General features: G+C 69.6%; 9 protein-coding genes, 2 tRNA genes and 1 pseudogene. 11 read left to right on the top strand and 1 reads right to left on the bottom strand.

Going from position 1 to position 17,731, the window contains the following annotated elements; all coding sequences use genetic code 11:
• The 11 genes and pseudogenes from dnaA to AHOG_RS00050 all read left to right on the top strand — a co-directional run bounded on the left by dnaA (position 1) and on the right by AHOG_RS00050 (position 13,955).
• Positions 1–2,016 carry a chromosomal replication initiator protein DnaA gene (dnaA, locus tag AHOG_RS00005; RefSeq protein ID WP_093939536.1) on the top strand — a complete coding sequence of 672 codons (2,016 nt, stop codon included), beginning with the start codon at positions 1–3 and terminating at the stop codon, positions 2,014–2,016.
• 949 nt (positions 2,017–2,965) lie between these two features.
• The gene (dnaN, locus tag AHOG_RS00010) at positions 2,966–4,135 is read left to right on the top strand and encodes a DNA polymerase III subunit beta (RefSeq protein WP_093939537.1); all 1,170 of its coding nucleotides are present in this window, start codon (positions 2,966–2,968) and stop codon (positions 4,133–4,135) included.
• A gap of 4 nt (positions 4,136–4,139) precedes the next feature.
• Entirely contained in the window at positions 4,140–5,108 is a 969-nt protein-coding gene (gene gnd / locus AHOG_RS00015; protein ID WP_281258100.1) for a phosphogluconate dehydrogenase (NAD(+)-dependent, decarboxylating), read from the top strand.
• 187 nt (positions 5,109–5,295) lie between these two features.
• Complete coding sequence (recF, locus tag AHOG_RS00020) at positions 5,296–6,453, top strand: DNA replication/repair protein RecF (RefSeq protein ID WP_093939539.1); 1,158 nt, start codon at positions 5,296–5,298, stop codon at positions 6,451–6,453.
• Between the two features lie 121 nt (positions 6,454–6,574).
• On the top strand, positions 6,575–7,147 hold the full coding sequence (locus tag AHOG_RS00025) for a DciA family protein (protein WP_376700083.1): 573 nt from the start codon (positions 6,575–6,577) through the stop codon (positions 7,145–7,147).
• 442 nt (positions 7,148–7,589) lie between these two features.
• Positions 7,590–9,557: a DNA topoisomerase (ATP-hydrolyzing) subunit B gene (gene gyrB, locus AHOG_RS00030; RefSeq protein ID WP_093939541.1), complete on the top strand. Its 1,968-nt coding sequence runs from the start codon at positions 7,590–7,592 to the stop codon at positions 9,555–9,557.
• Positions 9,558–9,609: 52 nt separating this feature from the next.
• Positions 9,610–12,162 (top strand): DNA gyrase subunit A, encoded by a 2,553-nt coding sequence (gyrA, locus tag AHOG_RS00035; RefSeq protein ID WP_093939542.1) that lies wholly within the window; start codon positions 9,610–9,612, stop codon positions 12,160–12,162.
• Positions 12,163–12,569: 407 nt separating this feature from the next.
• A complete protein-coding gene (locus AHOG_RS00040; protein ID WP_093944001.1) occupies positions 12,570–13,376 on the top strand; it encodes a DUF3566 domain-containing protein in 807 nt (268 codons plus the stop codon).
• Positions 13,377–13,497: 121 nt separating this feature from the next.
• Positions 13,498–13,571: transfer RNA gene (locus AHOG_RS00045), tRNA-Ile, on the top strand.
• A 76-nt stretch (positions 13,572–13,647) separates the two neighbouring features.
• Positions 13,648–13,764: pseudogene (locus AHOG_RS29220) on the top strand (DLW-39 family protein); the annotation flags it as partial.
• 118 nt (positions 13,765–13,882) lie between these two features.
• Positions 13,883–13,955: transfer RNA gene (locus tag AHOG_RS00050), tRNA-Ala, on the top strand.
• 240 nt (positions 13,956–14,195) lie between these two features.
• Here AHOG_RS00050 and AHOG_RS00055 read toward each other — a convergent pair.
• The gene (locus tag AHOG_RS00055; protein ID WP_184451058.1) at positions 14,196–17,687 is read right to left on the bottom strand and encodes an ATP-binding protein; all 3,492 of its coding nucleotides are present in this window, start codon (positions 17,685–17,687) and stop codon (positions 14,196–14,198) included.
• Positions 17,688–17,731: the final 44 nt, after the last annotated feature.

The raw sequence follows: 17,731 nt of genomic DNA on the forward strand, positions 1-17,731 counted from the left end.
GTGGCCGACCACCAGGCCGATCTCGGCGTCGTCTGGAGCCAGGTGGTGCAGGAGCTCTCCTCCAGCACCCTCTCCCCGTTGCATCGTGCCTGGATTCGGGACACGCGGCCGATCGGGCTTCTGGACGGCGTGGCGCTCCTTGCCGCGCCGAGTGAATTCGCCAAGGACGCGCTCGAACGGACACTGCGAGCTCCGGTCTCCGACGCGCTGTCGCGATATCTCGACAGAAAGGTGACGCTGGCCGTCAAGGTCGACGAGATCCGGCCGCAGTCGTTCACGCCGCCGCCCGCCGACCCGCTGGTCTCCGAGGCGCCGACCCCACCGCAGGGATTCGAACGGCCGATCGTCGACTCGACCGAGCTGCACGACTGGGAACGGCCCGCGCCGCTGCCTCAGTCGATGGCGTGGACACCGCCGCCACCGACCAGATTCACCGGCGGTCACGCCTACGGCCCCGGCAGAGGTCAAGGAGAGCCCCCGCCGAGACTCGACGGGCCGGGTAGACCACCGCACTTCGACCCCCTCCCGTTCGAGTCGCTTCCGTTCGACCGGCCCGCGTTCGACGGCGGCTACGAGCAGCGCGACTACGACCAGCGAGAGTTCGACCAGCGAGAGTTCGACCAGCGCGACTACGAGCAGCGCGACTACGAGCAGCGCGACTACGAGCAGACCAGAGTCGAGCACACCGGGCCGCTTCCCGCCCTCGACGCCGTACTGGCCACCGGAGTCGTCCCGAACGAGGACGGCATCGAGCCGGATGTCGGAGTCCTGGACTCCGTCGGTCCCGCAGGCTCCGCAGGCCCGGCCGAGGAGATCGACGACGAGCAGGACGCGCTCGCGGACCCGATCGACGGCAGGCAGGTCTTCGCAGGCCAGCCGCAACCGCAGCACGGATCACCCGGCGCCGGCCAGGCGTCCGGCGGGCAGTCGCACGGGCAGTTCGAGGCCTACACGGCGCCTCGACACGGCCCGCCCAGCTCGCAGACCAGACTGAACGTCAAGTACAACTTCGACACCTTCGTCATCGGCGCGTCCAACCGCTTCGCGCACGCCGCGGCCGTCGCCGTCGCGGAGGCCCCCGCACGGGCCTACAACCCCTTGTTCATCTGGGGCGAGTCGGGGCTGGGGAAGACACACCTGCTGCACGCGGTCGGGCACTACGCCCAGCGCCTCTTCCCCGGGATGCGAGTCCGGTACGTCTCCACCGAGGAGTTCACCAACGACTTCATCAACTCGCTGCGGGACGACAGGAAGGTGGCCTTCCAGCGCCGTTACCGGGACGTCGACGTGCTGCTGGTGGACGACATCCAGTTCCTGGAGGGCAAGGAGGGGACTCAGGAGGAGTTCTTCCACACCTTCAACACGCTGCACAACTCCAACAAGCAGATCGTGGTCTCCTCCGATCGACCGCCGAAGCGGCTGGAGACGCTGGAGGATCGGCTGCGCACCCGGTTCGAATGGGGTCTGATCACCGACATCCAGCCGCCCGAGCTGGAGACGCGCATCGCGATCCTCCGGAAGAAGGCGGCCCAGGATCGGCTCGCCGCACCGGCGGAGGTGCTGGAGTTCATCGCGGCCCGGATCGAGCGCAACATCCGGGAGTTGGAAGGCGCCCTCATCAGGGTCACCGCCTTCGCCTCACTGAATCGCCAGCCGGTGGACGTACAGCTCGCCGAGATCGTGCTGCGGGATCTGATCCCGGACTCGCATGCTCCGGAGATCACGGCGTCGACGATCATGGCGGTGACCGCGACCTTCTTCAACGTCGGGATAGACGATCTCTCCGGACCTGGCAAGACCAAGGCGTTGGCCCAGGCCAGGCAGATCGCCATGTACCTGTGCCGTGAGCTGACCGATCTGTCGCTGCCGAAGATCGGCCAGACCTTCGGAGGACGCGACCACACGACGGTCATGCACGCCAACAAGAAGATCCGCAAGGAGATGGCCGAGCGCCGTCGCATCTACGACCAGGTGCAGGAGTTGACCTCCCGCATCAAGCAGCGCGCCAGGAGCTGACGGTCTGGCGGGCGCCGAACGCGCCTCAAGACCACCCGGCAAGCCCGCATCGCAGCATCGTCCCGCACCGCCGCCACGACACCGATCCACCCCGCTCACCGCTCGCCACCCCACGCAGGCGTCTCGCGCTCACCTCCTTCGGATGCGACCCGGCTCACCGGACACCGCCGAAGCGGGTGGCGAACAGGCCGAAGCCGGAGGGGCCGCCGCCGAGCCCGCACCGGACCGACAGCGGCACAGCGAGCGGCACTCGGCGGTGAGCGAGCGGCATCATCCGCCGCATGTCCCGCGCCGGCCGTCGGATCTTTTCCTTCCCGTGGAGGCCGGCGGGCTGCCGGCTGCCCAGAAAAGGCCGCGATTAGAGTTGTCCACAGCCCCGATCGGGCGAGATCCACGCCACTTCCAGCCTGTGCAGCGCCTGGGTACAACCACCCCCAGATCTGGGGATGGAAATGTGCACAACTCGGCTCGTCTGTGGACGGATCGAACGGGCCGGCGAGTTGTCCACCGAGCAGCCCAGTTGTCCACCGACTGATCCACTGCTCCGCACACAGGGGTGCACAGACGGTGAGCAGCCAAAACAAGGGTTATCCCCAGTATCCACAGCCCTTACTACTATCCCTGTCTTTTTCTTCTTAGAGAGAAGGTGAGGAAAAACAGGGGGTGGGGACAGCTCGCCGAACCACAGTCCGAGAAACCCCCGCCGGCGCCGGCCCGTGTCACACCCGGGGTCGGGGAGGCTCTACGGTGGTGTTCCCAACTCGGGGGCCGTCCCCGCTCGGGGCCGTCCCTGTTCGGGGTTGCCCCGTCTCCTCGCCCGGTCGAGCCTGACCATCGACGATGGCCCGCCCGGTGAACAGCGTCAGCGAGCCCCGTGCGACGTCGATGCTGGTCAACCTGGTCAAGCTCGGTCGGCTGCCAAGATCGCAGCGGCCTGAAAGGACGCCTGATGAAGATCCGAGTCGAGCGTGACGGACTCGCCGACGCCGTCGCCTGGGTCGCCCGCAGCCTGCCCTCCCGACCGCCGATCCCGGTGCTGGGCGGCGTCCTGCTCGACGCGGGCCCGGAGCACGCGGACGATTCTGGCGAGGCGGCAGGCAGCGAAGGTGCGGAGCGCACCCTGACGGTCTCCGGTTTCGACTACGAGGTCTCGGCTCAGGTCGGCGTCCCCGCCACCGTGGTCACGCCGGGCCGCACGCTCGTCTCCGGCAGGCTGCTCGCCGACATCACCAAGGCGTTGCCCAACAAGCCGGTGGACATCACCGTCGACGGCTCCCGGGCCACCATCGCCTGCGGCAACTCGAGGTTCAGCCTGCCGACCATGCCGGTCGAGGACTACCCACAGCTTCCGGCCATGCCCGGGCTCGCGGGCAGCGTGCTCGGCGAGACCTTCGGCGAAGCCGTCGCGCAGGTCGCCGTCGCGGCGGGCCGCGACGACACCCTGCCGATGCTGACCGGCGTCCGCGTCGAGATCCAGGCGGACCGCATGACCATGGTCGCCACCGACCGCTTCCGTCTCGCGGTGCGCGACTTCACCTGGGAGTCCAGCGACGACACCATCGACACCTCGGTGCTGGTGCCCGCGAAGACACTCGCCGAGGCGGCGAAGACGCTGGGCGGCGGAGGGAGCAAGGTCGAGCTCTCACTGGCCTCGGGCGACGGGCTGCTCGGGCTGGCGGGCGCAGGCCGCCACACCACCACGCGGCTGCTGGACGCCGACTTCCCGAAGTACCGTCAGCTGCTGCCCGAGGAGCACAACACCAGCGCCATCGTCGAGGTCGGCCCGCTGGTCGAGGCGATCAAGCGGGTGTCGCTGGTCGCCGAGCGCGGCACGCAGGTCCGGCTGGAGTTCGGCGAGTCGAGCCTGCGGCTGACGGCGGGCGGCGACGACGAGGGCAGCGCCGAGGAGGCGCTGCCGATCCAACTCGACGGCGAGCCGCTGACCATCGCCTTCAACCCCGGTTACCTGCTCGACGGCCTCGGCGTGCTGCGCACCGACCGAGCCCACCTCTCGTTCACCGTGCCCACCCGGCCCGCGTTGATCAAGCCCGTGAACGACGAGGGTGCGGTCATCGAGGGCTACCTGTACCTGTTGATGCCGGTGCGCCTGCCCGGCTGACGCGATCACAGCGCACCACTCGTCAAGGCTTCGTCGGCAGGGGAGGACGTCGTTGAGAATCGGACTGGTCGGTCTCGGCAGGATGGGCTTCAACATGCGCGAGCGGCTGCGCCGCGCTGGGCACGAGGTCATCGGATACGACCGAGATCCACAGGTCAGGGACGTCTCGGGGCTCCGGGAGCTCGTCGCGGAACTGAGCGGGCCCCGGCTCGTGTGGCTGATGGTGCCCGCGGGCGATCCGACGCGGCAGACCGTGGCGGAGCTGGCCGAGCTGCTCTCGCCCGGTGATCTGATCATCGAGGGCGGCAACTCCCGTTACACCGACGACCAGGAGCACGCGAAGCTGCTCGCCGAGCACGGCGTCGGGTACCTGGACTGCGGAGTGTCCGGCGGCGTCTGGGGCCTGGAGGTCGGCTACGGCCTGATGGTGGGCGGCGACGCCGAGCTGGTCGAACGGGCGATGCCGATCTTCGACGCGCTGCGTCCTGAGGGTCCGCGCGAGGAGGGCTTCGCCCATGCGGGCGGAGTCGGCGCGGGCCATTACGCGAAGATGGTGCACAACGGCATCGAGTACGGCCTGATGCAGGCCTACGCGGAGGGCTTCGAGCTGCTCGACGCCTCCGACGTCGTCACCGACGTGCCTGCCGTGCTCAAGGCGTGGAGCCGGGGCACCGTCGTACGCTCCTGGCTGCTCGACCTGCTGATCAAGGCTCTGGACTCCGATCCGGAGCTTGACGACCTGCGCGGATACGTCGAGGACTCCGGCGAGGGCCGATGGACGGTCCAGGAGGCAATCAATCACGCGGTGCCCGCGCCGGTGATCTCCGCCGCGCTGTTCGCCCGGTTCGCCTCCCGGCAGCCCGACTCGCCTGCCATGCGAGCCGTCGCGGCATTGCGGAACCAGTTCGGCGGCCATGCGGTGCAGCAGGCGGGCCCGTCCTCCGGCACCGGACAGGTGTCCGACGGCTCCTGAGCCGACCGGCGCGGCGCCGACCGGTACCGCCGCGCCGGCTCACCGCGTCTAGGCAGGCCGTTCCACGTCCTGCGATTCACCTCGGCGTGTGCGACGCCGCACCAGGTGCGGTCGGCCCTCGCCACGACTCGATCGATGCCCCGCGAAACCGATCGCCTTCGGCGGTCGCGTGGACTGACGGAAGCTCATGCATCTACGTCATCTTCAAGTCACCGACTTCCGCTCATGGCCGCGGCTCGATCTGGCACTGGAACCGGGGCCGGTCGTCCTCGTCGGCGCCAACGGACAGGGCAAGACGAACCTGATCGAGGCGGTCGGTTACCTGTCGACGCTCGGCTCGCATCGGGTCGCCCTGGACGCGCCGCTGGTGCGGCAGGGCGCAGGTCGGGCGGTGGTCCGCGGGGCGGTGGTCAACGAGGGTCGCGAGCTGCTGGTCGAGGTCGAGATCGCGCCGGGCCGGGCGAATCGGGCGAGGGTCAACCGGGCACCGGTGTCCCGTCCGCGCGATGTGCTGGGCATCCTGCGCACGGTGCTGTTCGCCCCGGAGGACCTCAGCCTGGTCCGTGGTGATCCCGGCGATCGCCGACGGCTCCTCGACGAGCTGCTCACCGCCCGCTGGCCTCGTTACGCGGGTGTGCGGGCCGACTACGACAAGGTGTTGCGTCAGCGCAGCGCCCTGCTGAAGTCGGCGGGCGCGCTGCGCCGGGGGAGCCGATCGCGTCGAGCGGGGCCCGAGCCGCACGGGGACGAGGTCGCGACGCTGGACGTCTGGGACGCCCGGCTCGCACACTTCGGCGCCACGCTGTTGGCAGGCCGGGTCGAACTGGTCGCGGAGCTGGCGCCTCGGGTGGCGCTGGCGTATGCCCAGGTCGCCCCGGAGTCGCGAGAGGCCTCGCTGCGTTACCGCTGTTCGGTGGAGGGCCTGGTGCCCGAGGGTCGATCGATCGCGGAGCTGGAGGAGCTGCTGCTCACCGAGCTGGGCAGGGTCCGGGCGAGGGAGCTCGAACGCGGTGTCTGCCTGGTCGGTCCGCATCGGGACGAGTTGGAGCTCTCCCTCGGCGAGTTGCCCGCGAAGGGCTACGCCAGTCACGGAGAATCGTGGTCCTTCGCGCTGGCACTGCGGCTGGGCGCCTACGAGCTGCTGCGCTCCGACGGCGGCGAGCCGGTGCTGCTGCTGGACGACGTGTTCGCCGAACTCGACGAACGGCGGCGGGGCCGCCTGGCGGCGGTGGCGTCCGAGGCGGAGCAGGTGCTCATCACGGCGGCGGTGGCGGCGGACGTGCCTCCGGAGCTGGCGGCGATCCGATATCAGGTGCGAGACGGGGAGGCGCGACGTGATGACTGACCGACCCCGAGACCCGTCCGCGCCCCGCCGACCACATGGTGTGGGTGATCTAGGCGCGACTACCCCCATATCTGGGGATAACCCTGTGGATGGTGTGGATAACTCACGTTGGGGCGGTGGAGTGACGAGCCGATCGCCGCGCAGGCCCGTGCCCGAGGTCACAGCCGCCGTCGTCCCGCGGGACGGGGACATTCCGAGGGGCGCGGACCTGGCTCGGGCCAGTCTCGCGGCCGCGCGGGCCGCGGCGAAGGCGAAGGGGCGCGCACCCGGACAGCAGCCGGTCCGACGGGGCGTGCGCGCTGCCCGACGGCGAACGTGGTCGGGACCACGCCCCGACGAGCGAGATCCGCAGCCACTCGGCAGGCTGGCCTCCCGCCTGGCGATGGAGCGCGGCTGGTCGGAGAGCCTCGCTGGGGGGTCGATCTTCGGCCGGTGGGCCAGGCTGGTGGGGGAGGACATCGCCGAGCACAGCAGGCCGGTCGCGCTGCGGGACGGAGAACTGACCGTGCAGGCCGACTCGACGGCATGGGCGACGCAGCTTCGGCTGCTGCAGCGGCAGCTCCTCGCCCGGATCGGCACCGGTGCGGGGCGGGACGTGGTACGGCGCCTGAAGGTGCAGGGCCCCGCGACGCCGAGTTGGCGGTACGGCCCTCGACATGTGCCGGGGCGCGGCCCGAGAGACACCTACGGCTGACACCCGCACGGAGATCGGACCGCGGGCCGAAAAGGCCGACCGATTCGCCGCGGCGGCGGGCAGCCGTTCCGCCGCCGCTCGTCGGACGTCCAGGGTGACTCCCCGCCGTGATCAGAGGAACACCGACGGCTGACCCTCGTCGAGATCGGCCTCTGCTCCGGGCGGAGCCGCCCGCCAAGACGGACGAATCACTCTGGGGGTTGCCGACCGCAGGCTGCTCCGCTTCGATGGCTCTGCGAGGATTCTAGAGGTGTCCTTGGGGCACTCCTGACGTACCAGCCCAGTAGAATCGGAGCCAGAGCGTGTTCTCGCCTGGCCCGCACCGGGCGACGGCAGACCGAGGACTGCCCCGTGGACCGGGTCGGTCAGGCTGGTTCCCCTTTTCACGCCGCACCGGATCATCCTGTGCGACAAGGGCCGCAATGAGGAGACTTCGAAGCTCGTGGCAGCGAAGAAGAACGAGTACAACGCATCATCAATCACCGTGCTCAAGGGCCTTGAAGCGGTCCGCAAGCGTCCCGGCATGTACATCGGCTCGACCGGTGAGCGGGGCCTGCACCACCTGGTTCAGGAGGTGGTGGACAACTCGGTCGACGAGGCGATGGCCGGCTACGCGACCAGGGTCGAGGTCACCCTCCTCGCCGACGGCGGCGTCCGGGTGGTCGACGACGGACGAGGCATCCCGGTCGCGATGCACCCCTTGGAGAAGAAGCCGACGCTGGAGGTGGTGCTGACCCAGCTCCACGCGGGCGGCAAGTTCGACGGCGAGTCCTACGCCGTCTCCGGTGGTCTGCACGGCGTCGGCGTCTCGGTGGTCAACGCCCTGTCGCTCCGGCTCGACGTCGAGGTGCACGTCGAGGGTCGCGTCTGGCAGCAGAGCTACGTGGAGTCGGTGCCCGGCGAGCTGCGTGACACCGGGCCCACCGATCGGACCGGCACGTCGGTCACCTTCTGGGCCGATCCGACGATCTTCGAGACGACGACCTACAACATGGAGACGGTGTCTCGCAGGCTCCAGGAGATGGCCTTCCTCAACAAGGGGCTGACCATCCGGCTGCGTGACGAACGGGTCGTCGAGGCGGCCGATCAGAACGACGCCGAGGGGCAGCCCGCGCAGGCGAGTGAGCGGGTCTTCTACTACCCCGGAGGCCTGGAGGACTTCGTCCGACACATCAATGCCACCCGCGAGGCCGTCCACCGCAAGGTCATCTCGTTCGAGGCCAAGGGCACCGGCGTCGAGGTCGAGGTCGCGATGCAGTGGAACACCGGCTACACGCCGTCGGTGTACACCTTCGCCAACACCATCAACACCCATGAGGGCGGCACGCACGAGGAAGGCTTCCGTGCGGCGCTGACCAGGGTGGTCAACGAGTACGCCAGGGACAAGAAGCTGCTCAAGGAGAAGGAGAACAACCTCACCGGCGACGACGTCCGGGAGGGGTTGGCGGGCATCGTCTCCATCAAGCTCGCCGAGCCGCAGTTCGAAGGCCAGACGAAGACCAAGCTGGGCAACAGCGAGGCGAAGTCCTTCGTGCAGCGCACGTGCAACGAGCGGCTCGCCGACTGGTTCGAGCGGCATCCCACCGAGGCGAAGTCGATCGTCAGCAAGGCGGTCTCCTCCGCGCAGGCCAGGATGGCGGCGCGGAAGGCCCGTGAGCTGGTCCGACGCAAGGGCGCCCTGGACATCGGCGGACTGCCCGGCAAGCTCAAGGACTGCCAGTCGCGCAACCCGGAGGAGTGCGAGCTCTACATCGTGGAGGGCGACTCCGCGGGCGGTTCGGCGAAGGAGGGGCGGGAGTCGCGGTTCCAGGCGATCCTGCCCATCCGTGGCAAGATCATCAACGTCGAGAAGTCCCGGCTGGACCGCGTGCTGAAGAACAACGAGGTGCAGAGCCTGATCACCGCGTTGGGCACCGGCATCCACGACGAGTTCGACATCAGCAAGCTCCGGTACCACAAGCTGGTGCTGATGGCCGACGCCGACGTCGACGGTCAGCACATCCGAACCCTGCTGTTGACGTTCGTCTTCCGGTTCATGCGCCCGCTCATCGAGCACGGACACGTCTACCTGGCCTCGCCGCCGCTCTACAAGATCAAGTGGCCTCGGGGCGAGGCGGAGTTCGCCTACTCGGACCGCGAGCGGGAGGGACTGATCGAGCGGGGCGCCGCCGCGGGACGCAAGCTGCCCAAGGACGACGGCATCCAGCGCTACAAGGGGCTCGGCGAGATGAACGCCAACGAGTTGTGGGAGACCACGATGGACCCGGCCAACCGCCTGCTCCGGCAGGTCACGCTCGACGACGCCGCGACGGCCGACGAGCTGTTCAGCGTGCTGATGGGCGAGGACGTGGAGGCTCGGCGCGCGTTCATCACCCGTAACGCCAAGGACGTCCGCTTCCTCGACGTCTAGAGCGGCCCCGCCGCCGGAAGACAACGCACACGTCCCCACACGAAGGACTTCAATGACCGAGACCCTGCCGCCGGAGGGCGACCGCATCGAGCTGGTCGACATCCAGCAGGAGATGCAGCGTTCCTACATCGACTACGCGATGAGCGTCATCGTGTCCAGGGCGCTGCCCGACGTGCGCGACGGGCTCAAGCCGGTGCATCGTCGGGTGCTCTACGCCATGTACGACTCCGGCTATCGGCCGGACCGGGGGTACGTCAAGTGCTCGCGCGTGGTGGGCGACGTCATGGGCAACTACCACCCCCACGGCGACTCGTCGATCTACGACGCCCTGGTCCGGCTGGCCCAGTCGTGGTCGATGCGGCATCCGCTCATCGACGGGCAAGGCAACTTCGGCTCGCCGGGCAACGACCCCGCGGCCGCCATGCGGTACACCGAGAGCAGGCTCACGCCGCTGGCCATGCAGATGCTGGCCGACATCGACGAGGAGACCGTCGACTTCTCGGACAACTACGACGGCCGGACGCAGGAGCCGGACGTCCTCCCGTCCCGGGTGCCGAACCTGCTGGTCAACGGCGGCGGCGGCATCGCGGTCGGCATGGCGACCAACATCCCGCCGCACAACCTGCGTGAGGTGGCCGCCGGCGTCGTGTGGGCGTTGGAGAACTGGGACGCCTCCGACGAGGAGACCCTGGCCGCGCTCATGCAGCGGATCAAGGGGCCGGACTTCCCCACGCACGGGCTCATCCTGGGCACCTCGGGCATGGAGGACGCCTACCGCACCGGCCGCGGCTCCATCCGGATGCGTGCCGTGGTGGAGATGGAGGAGGACGCCAAGGGGCGTGCCATCCTGATCGTCACCGAGCTGCCGTACCAGGTGAACCCGGACAACCTGGTCGAGAACATCGCCGCCCTGGTGCGCGACGGAAAGCTCAGCGGCATCGCCGACATCGCCGACGAGTCCAACCAGCGGCGCGGCATGCGGATCGTCATCACGCTCAAGCGGGACGCCGTCGCCAAGGTGGTGCTGAACAACCTCTACAAGCACACCCAGCTGCAGACGTCCTTCGGCGTGAACATGCTGGCGCTCGTCGACGGGGTGCCCCGCACGCTGCGCCTCGACCAGGTGATCCGGCACTACGTGCGGCACCAGGTCGAGGTCATCGTGCGCCGGACGCGCTACCGGCTGCGTAAGGCCGAGGAGCGGGCCCACATCCTGCGCGGGCTGGTCAAGGCGCTCGACGCCCTCGACGAGGTCATCGCCCTCATCCGCCGTTCGGACACCCCGGACATCGCACGGACGGGCCTGATCGAGCTGCTCGGCGTGGACGAGATCCAGGCGAACGCGATCCTGGAGATGCAGCTCCGCAGGCTGGCCGCCCTCGAACGACAGAAGATCGTCAACGAACTCGGCGAGATCGAGCGGGAGATCGCCGATCTGCAGGACATCCTCGACCGGCCCGAGCGGCAGCGGACCATCATCCGCGACGAGCTGATGGTCGTCGTCGACAAGCACGGCGAGGACCGTCGGACCAGGGTGATCCCCTATGACGGCGAGGTCGCCGTCGAGGACCTGATCGCCGTCGAGGACGTCGTGGTCACCATCACCAGGACGGGTTACGCGAAGCGCACCAGGACCGATCTGTACCGGGCGCAGAAGCGCGGCGGCAAGGGCGTGCAGGGCGCCGCGTTGAAGCAGGACGACATCGTGGCGCACTTCTTCGTGTGCTCCACCCACGACTGGATCCTGTTCTTCACCAACAAGGGGCGGGTCTACCGCACCAGGGCCTTCGACCTGCCCGAGGCGAGCCGCAACGCGCGTGGTCAGCACGTGGCGAACCTGCTCGCCTTCCAGCCGGACGAGCACATCGCCCAGGTCATGCAGATCAAGGACTACACCGCCGCGCCGTATCTCACGCTCGCGACGAAGAAGGGCCTGGTCAAGAAGTCCCGGCTGTCCGACTTCGACTCGAATCGGGCGGGCGGCCTCATCGGCGTCAATCTGCGGGACGACGACGAGCTGGTCGGCGCGGTGCTCTGCTCCGGTGACGACGACCTGCTGCTCGTCTCGGCCGAGGGCCAGTCGATCCGGTTCCACGCGACCGACGAGGTTTTGCGCCCGATGGGCCGGGCAACCTCAGGCGTGCTCGGGATGCGGTTCAACGAGGGCGACGAACTCCTGGCGATGGGGGTGGTGCGCCCCGACAGGTTCGTACTGGTGGCGACGGACGGCGGCTATGCCAAGCGCACGCCGATCGACGACTATCCCGTGCAGGGTCGGGGTGGCAAGGGCGTGCTGACCATCCAGTACGACCGCAGGCGCGGCAGGCTGGTCGGCGCGCTCATCGTCGACCTCGAGGATGAGCTGTACGCCATCACCTCCACCGGCGGCGTGATCCGCACGACCGCCAAGGAGGTCAGGAAGGCAGGAAGGCAGACCAAGGGAGTCCGGCTGATGAACCTCGGCGACGGCACCACCCTGCTCGCGGTCGCGCGCAACGCGGAAGAGGCCGCCGACCCGGACGCGGCGGGCGACGACTCGGCCAGGCAGAACCTCGTGGCCGGTTCTTCTGACCAGACTGCGTCGGCCGGGAAGGACCAGCCATGAGTTCGGCGAACAACTCCGATCCGGCCTCCGGCGGCGACCGGCGGACGCCGGACTCGGAGAAGACCTCCTTCATGACGACGCTGGGTGCCAAGAACGACGGCGTCGACGCGGGCGCGGCGGCGGGCGTCGAGAAGCAGGCGCTGGGGAAGCCTGACACGGGGAAGTCGGATGCCGGGAAGTCGGCCGCTTCGCAGCCGGACACCGTCACGTCGGAGGTCCTGAAGCCGGGCACGGGCCGGACCGACGCCGCGAAGTCGGACACAGGCGAATCCGTCGCCGCCACGGCCGGTGCCGCCAAGGCCGGCGGCACCGGATCGGCGGACACGTCGAGTGCGGCAGCGTCCACCGTGTCCGCCTCGACCGCCACCGCCGACGCCACTCCGGCGCCGAGGTCGACCTCGGGCACCGTGGGCGCGACGGGGAAGGACGCCTCGTCCGCGGCCAGGTCCGAGTCGAGATCGGATTCGCTCCGGGCGGACGCCCCGGCCGCCACCCCGCCGTGGCAGCGGACCACGGTCGCCGGGCAGTCCGCCACCCCGGCTGCGGGCCAGTCCGCAGGTCAGTCCTCCACTCAGCCCCCTGACGCGACGAAGTCGTCCGGGTACGCTTCGAGTGGGGCACCCGCAGGCCCGTCCACGGGCGCGGGGGGAGGCGAGGCGACGATCATGACGCAACCTGTCGGCGGTGGTCAGCAATCCGGTGCGGGCCGTACCGCCGTGACCTTCCCCGCCGGGAACGTCCGGCCGCCGGGACAGGCACCGGGTGCCGCACCGGGGGCGCAGTCGGCGCAGTCGCGGCCGACCGGCGGCTCGTCGACCGGCGGCTCGTCGACCAGCGGCGGACGTCGGCCGGGTCGCGGACCTCGCCGGGCGAGTCTTCAGATCAAGCGCATCGACCCGTGGTCGGTGCTGAAACTCACGCTCGTGCTGTCGATGGCGATGTTCGTCGTCTGGCTGATCGCGGTCGGAGTGCTCTACGGAGTCCTCGACGGGATGCAGGTGTGGGATCAGCTCAACGGCACCTACAACGACCTGGCGGGGGAGAGCGCGGACAGTGCGCTGATCAGCGCGGGCCGGGTGTTCGGCGTCGCGGCGATCATCGGCGCGGTGAACATCGTGCTCTTCACCGCGCTCGCCACCGTCGGTGCCTTCGTCTACAACGTGTCGGCGGATCTGGCGGGTGGCATCGAGGTCACGCTCTCCGAGCGTGACTGAGCCGGCCCGTCGGGTGCTCCGGTGGTGTGATCAGCGACGATCCTGATCTCGCACCCTCAGAGAGCAGCCGGTTTGGGTGCGGTGGGAGGCGTGCGGTAGTCTCTTCCCATCGCACCCACGGGGGCCTATAGCTCAGGCGGTTAGAGCGCTTCGCTGATAACGAAGAGGTCGGAGGTTCAAGTCCTCCTAGGCCCACTGCACATGATGATCTTCGATGAATCTCAGGCCCGGTCGGGCCACTGTGCGCCACATTCTTAGGAGGCGATCAAAGGTGAAGAAGCTGCTTGCACTCGCCGCTGTGGCTGGAGTCGTGCTGCTGCTCGTCCGTCGCAACCGTTCCGCGAAGGCGGAGGCGGACCTGTGGCGCGAGGCCACCGCGCCCAGCGAGGGCTGATCCCGCGCTCCGCCTGCCGTAGCGTTCGCGCGGCAGGCCGGGCGCGCGGATAACGTTGGTGCGGTGTTCGTGCCGGGCCGCAAGGATGGCGCTTCCAGCGGTTCGGCCCAGCGGGGACGTAGCTCAATTGGCAGAGCACCGCCTTTGCAAGGCGGGGGTTAGGGGTTCGATTCCCCTCGTCTCCACGTGACGGGGTCGCGGCTCGCGGTTCTCCGATGCCTTGCTCCCGGTCTTCCGCGCTGTCTGTTGCGAGGCCGAGCGGCCGCGATCCCCTGAATCCGGTCTTCGACCACTGTGGGCCGTGTGGTCCGGCTCTTCTGTGTGGCCGTGACACAGGTCCTATGTCATCTTGTTCGGCGCATCAGTCCTGCCCGCCGCGGTGACTTCTCAATCCCCGCGTCGGCGCGCGACTCCCGCGCCCCCGGTCAGCTCGGGTACTCGCGGGCGTGAGCGGAGGCTCTGTTCGTCTCCCCGCAGCCGACGTCGAGGCCGGTCTGATGCAGTGATTCGGTCGGACTCAATCGTGACCCGGCGTCGAACGCGACGTCGAAGACCTCGTCTCCTGCCGTCGACCGTGCTCGTCGCGTGATCCGTTCCACATCATGCCTCTCGGCGGGGGGCAGGGGTGCCCCGATCGACTCTCGGTTCGACGCGGCGGCACCGAGAAGACATGCGGCGTCCTCGTTCCTGCCCTGTAGCGCGCGCGCCCCGGCCAGTCCCTCCAAAGCGAGCGCCACCCCTCGCGTGTCGTCGGTGGCACGCGCGGCGGCGAGCGAGTCGAGGTGCATCAGACATGCGCGGTGGGCATCCTCCCGATGCTCGGCGATGAAACCCAGCTCGGCGTAGATCAGTGCGGCGCCCGGCATCCAGTCCACCGCCAGACACCAGGACAGCCAGGGCCGCAGCAGGGACTCCGCGTCGTCGTGCCTGCCCTGCCGACGGGCACTCAGAGCCAGCCCGAGCACCGCGAAGAGTTCGGACGGTTGGCTTCCCCGTTCGGCGGCCAATGCTCTCGCCCGTTCGTGGAACTCGTCCGCCGAGGCGTGATCGCCCGCCAGCAACGCACTCCTGCCGAGCCGCGACAGACTGCCCACCGTCTCGATGGTCAGGCCGAGTTCCTCCGCGACGGCCAGTCCCTCGCGATCATGCCGTTGCGCGGTCGAATAGTCGCCGATGATCTCGGCGTGGGAACGGAGTGCGTTGGTGGCCTGGAACATGCCCCAGCGGTCGCCCAACGTGCGGAACAGCTCGGCGCTGCGTTCGCCGTCGCGTCGCATGCCCGCCAGATCGCTGCGGCCGATGGCGTGGGAGGCATGGGAGGCGAGCGCGGCGGCCACCCCCCATCGGTCCCCGATCCGGGTGAACCTCGTCAGAGACCGGGCGGTCAACTCCTCGCTCTCGCTCTGGCTGCCCGCGCTGTACAGCGCATGTCCGAGGAACCATTCGGCACGCGCCAGCCCGCCCGGATCGTCCTCCCCGTCGAAGAGGTCGACGATCTCGCGGCAGCGCAGGGCGGAGTCGGCGGACTGCCCGAGCATGATCTCCAGGCCCAGCCGCCAGGATTCGGCGCGGGCACGGTGGGCGGCGGGCAGCCGCGGCCAGGCGGCGAGCACCGCGTTGATGGTCTCGACGCCCTCACGGAGTCGGCCCCGCAGTACCCAGTACCAGGCCGTCGCATCGACGAGTCGCAGCGCCAGCCGCACGTCATAGCCGGTCGCGCCGGAGATCGCGGAGCGCAGGTTGGCGGCTTCGGCGTCGAATCGCCGCAGGTTGTAGAGCTGGTCGGGGCCGCGAAGGAGCGGATCGGCCTGTTCGGCCAGTGCGAGGAGGCTTCGATCGTGTCGGCGCTGCGTCGGCACCGTCTCGTCCGCCTCGTCGAGCCTGGCCGCGCTGTAGTCCGCGACCGACTCCAGCAGTCGGAATCTGCGTCCGGTCTCATCGTCGACGGTGACGACCAGGGAACGATCCACCAGGCGGGCCAGCAGTGTCGGAACCTCGCCCGCGTCCACCCCCGGCCCGGAGCACACCGCCACGGCCGTCTCCAGTCCGTAGCCGTCCGCCTGCACGGAGAGCCTGCGCAGGACCCGACGTTCCGGGTCGGTGAGCAGCTCCCAGCTCCAGTCGATCACCGCGCGCAGCGTCTGCTGCCGGGCGGGCACGTCCCGTCGGCCGCCCGAGAACAGCGCGAAGCGGTCGTCGAGTCGGTCGACCAGTTCGCGTGTCCCGAGGGACCGTACCCGATTGGCGGCCAGTTCCAAGGCCAGCGGAATCCCGTCGAGCCTGCGGCACAGGGTCGCGACGTCGGCGGCGTTGCGGGCGTTCAGGGTGAAACCCGCCGACGACGCCGTGGCGCGGGCGATGAACAGCCGTCCCGCGCCCGACGCCGCGACCCCCGCCGCGTCGACGGCGCCCGGCGGGGGAAGGTCCAGCGGCGGCACCGACAGCAGCGCCTCCCCCATGAGCCCGAGCGGTTCCTGACTGGTAGCCAGGATCCGCAGCCCCGGAGCGCCGTCGAGCAGGAGGCCCGCCACCTCGGCGACCTCCTCGACCTGGTGCTCGCAGTTGTCGAGCAGCAGCAGGGCCCGGCGTCCCGAGGCTCGGATGACCTGCTGGACCGTCGGATGATGGTGACCGGGTGTCTGCGTGTCAGGCCGTTCCGTGTCCGGCTCGTCGCGAAGGCCCATGGTGGCGGCGATCAGTCGCAGGATCTCCGTCGACGTCCGCCGGAGCCGAGCCGATGCCGCGTGCTTCGATGCGAACGGGCTTTGCGTCTGCCCAGCCCCAACCCCAGCCCCAGTGCCGTCGGCCGGAGCGCCGGGTGACGCGGTGTCGGGCTTCGAGACGTCGCCGCCCGGCCCTGCGGACATGGTCCGGTGAGCCGCGCGATCAGCCGTCGCCGTAGTCGGACGGCTGCGGTCCGCCAGTTCCACCAGCCACACCCCGGCGGGAAACCGTGCGTCCAGTCCGCGAGCGACCTCGATGGCGAGTCGTGTCTTGCCCACCCCGCCGGGTCCGGTCAGAGTCACCAGCCGGCTGGATTCCAGCAGCGCGCTTGCCTGATCGAGTTCGGCGGACCTGCCGATGAGGTCGGTGCGGGTGGCGGGCAGGTTCGTGCGCGTCCCTGCGGCCGGCAGGCCTGCCGTCGAGGTCGGCTCCCGGCGATCGGACGCACCGGGGACTTCGCGGCGCAGGATCGCCTGGTGCAGCGCGACGAGTTCCGGGCCGGGGTTCAGGCCCAGCTCCGCACGCATCCGATCGTGGAACCGCCGGTAGACCTCCAGCGCCTCCGCCTGCCGCCCGCCGAAGTAGAGCGCGCGTAGGAGGGCCGAGATGAGACGCTCGCGCAGCGGGTGCCGTTCGGAGACGTCGCTCAACTCGCCGATCAGGCTGCCGTGTTCACCCAGCTTCAGCCGTGCCTCCGCGAGGTCCTCCAACGCGGTCAGCCGTTGTTCGTCGAGGCGCGTGATCGTCGGCCGGGCGAACTCCTCGTCGGCGAAGTCCGAGAGAGCCGGCCCACGCCAGAGTGACAGGGCCTCGGTGAGCAGCTCCGCGGCGACGCTCGCGTCGTCGGTGCGCGCGGAATCGGCCAGCAGCCGCTGAAACCGGTTCGCGTCGACCTCGTCGGGCTCGGCGTGCAGTCGATACCCGGCCGGGCCGGACACCACGTGATCTCGGCCGCCCGGCTCGGCCGACTCCAAGGCTCGGCGGAGCTGCCAGACCTTGCGATGCAGCGCGCCCGCGGGGTTGGCGGGCCTGCGGCTGTCCCAGAGCTCCTCGGCGAGCCGATCGCGGGACACCGGCTCGCCGGCGCGCACGAGGAGCGCGGCGAGCAGGAGACGGACCTTCGTTTCCGGGACCTCGACCGGGAGCCCCGCCGAGGTCCAGATCATGAGCGGGCCGAGTACCCCGAAACGCATTCCGCGACGGTATCCCGTCGTCCCGTGTCGAGCCCGAACAGCCC

The organism is Actinoalloteichus hoggarensis (assembly GCF_002234535.1).
GTDB classification, from domain to species: Bacteria; Actinomycetota; Actinomycetes; order Mycobacteriales; family Pseudonocardiaceae; genus Actinoalloteichus_A; species Actinoalloteichus_A hoggarensis.

Excerpts from the sequence above, each read along its gene's own strand:
- dnaN (WP_093939537.1), top strand. The coding sequence starts at position 2,966 with ATGAAGATCCGAGTCGAGCGTGACGGACTCGCCGACGCCGTCGCCTGG.
- recF (WP_093939539.1), top strand. The coding sequence starts at position 5,296 with ATGCATCTACGTCATCTTCAAGTCACCGACTTCCGCTCATGGCCGCGG.
- gyrA (WP_093939542.1), top strand. The coding sequence starts at position 9,610 with ATGACCGAGACCCTGCCGCCGGAGGGCGACCGCATCGAGCTGGTCGAC.
- AHOG_RS00055 (WP_184451058.1), bottom strand. The coding sequence starts at position 17,687 with ATGCGTTTCGGGGTACTCGGCCCGCTCATGATCTGGACCTCGGCGGGG.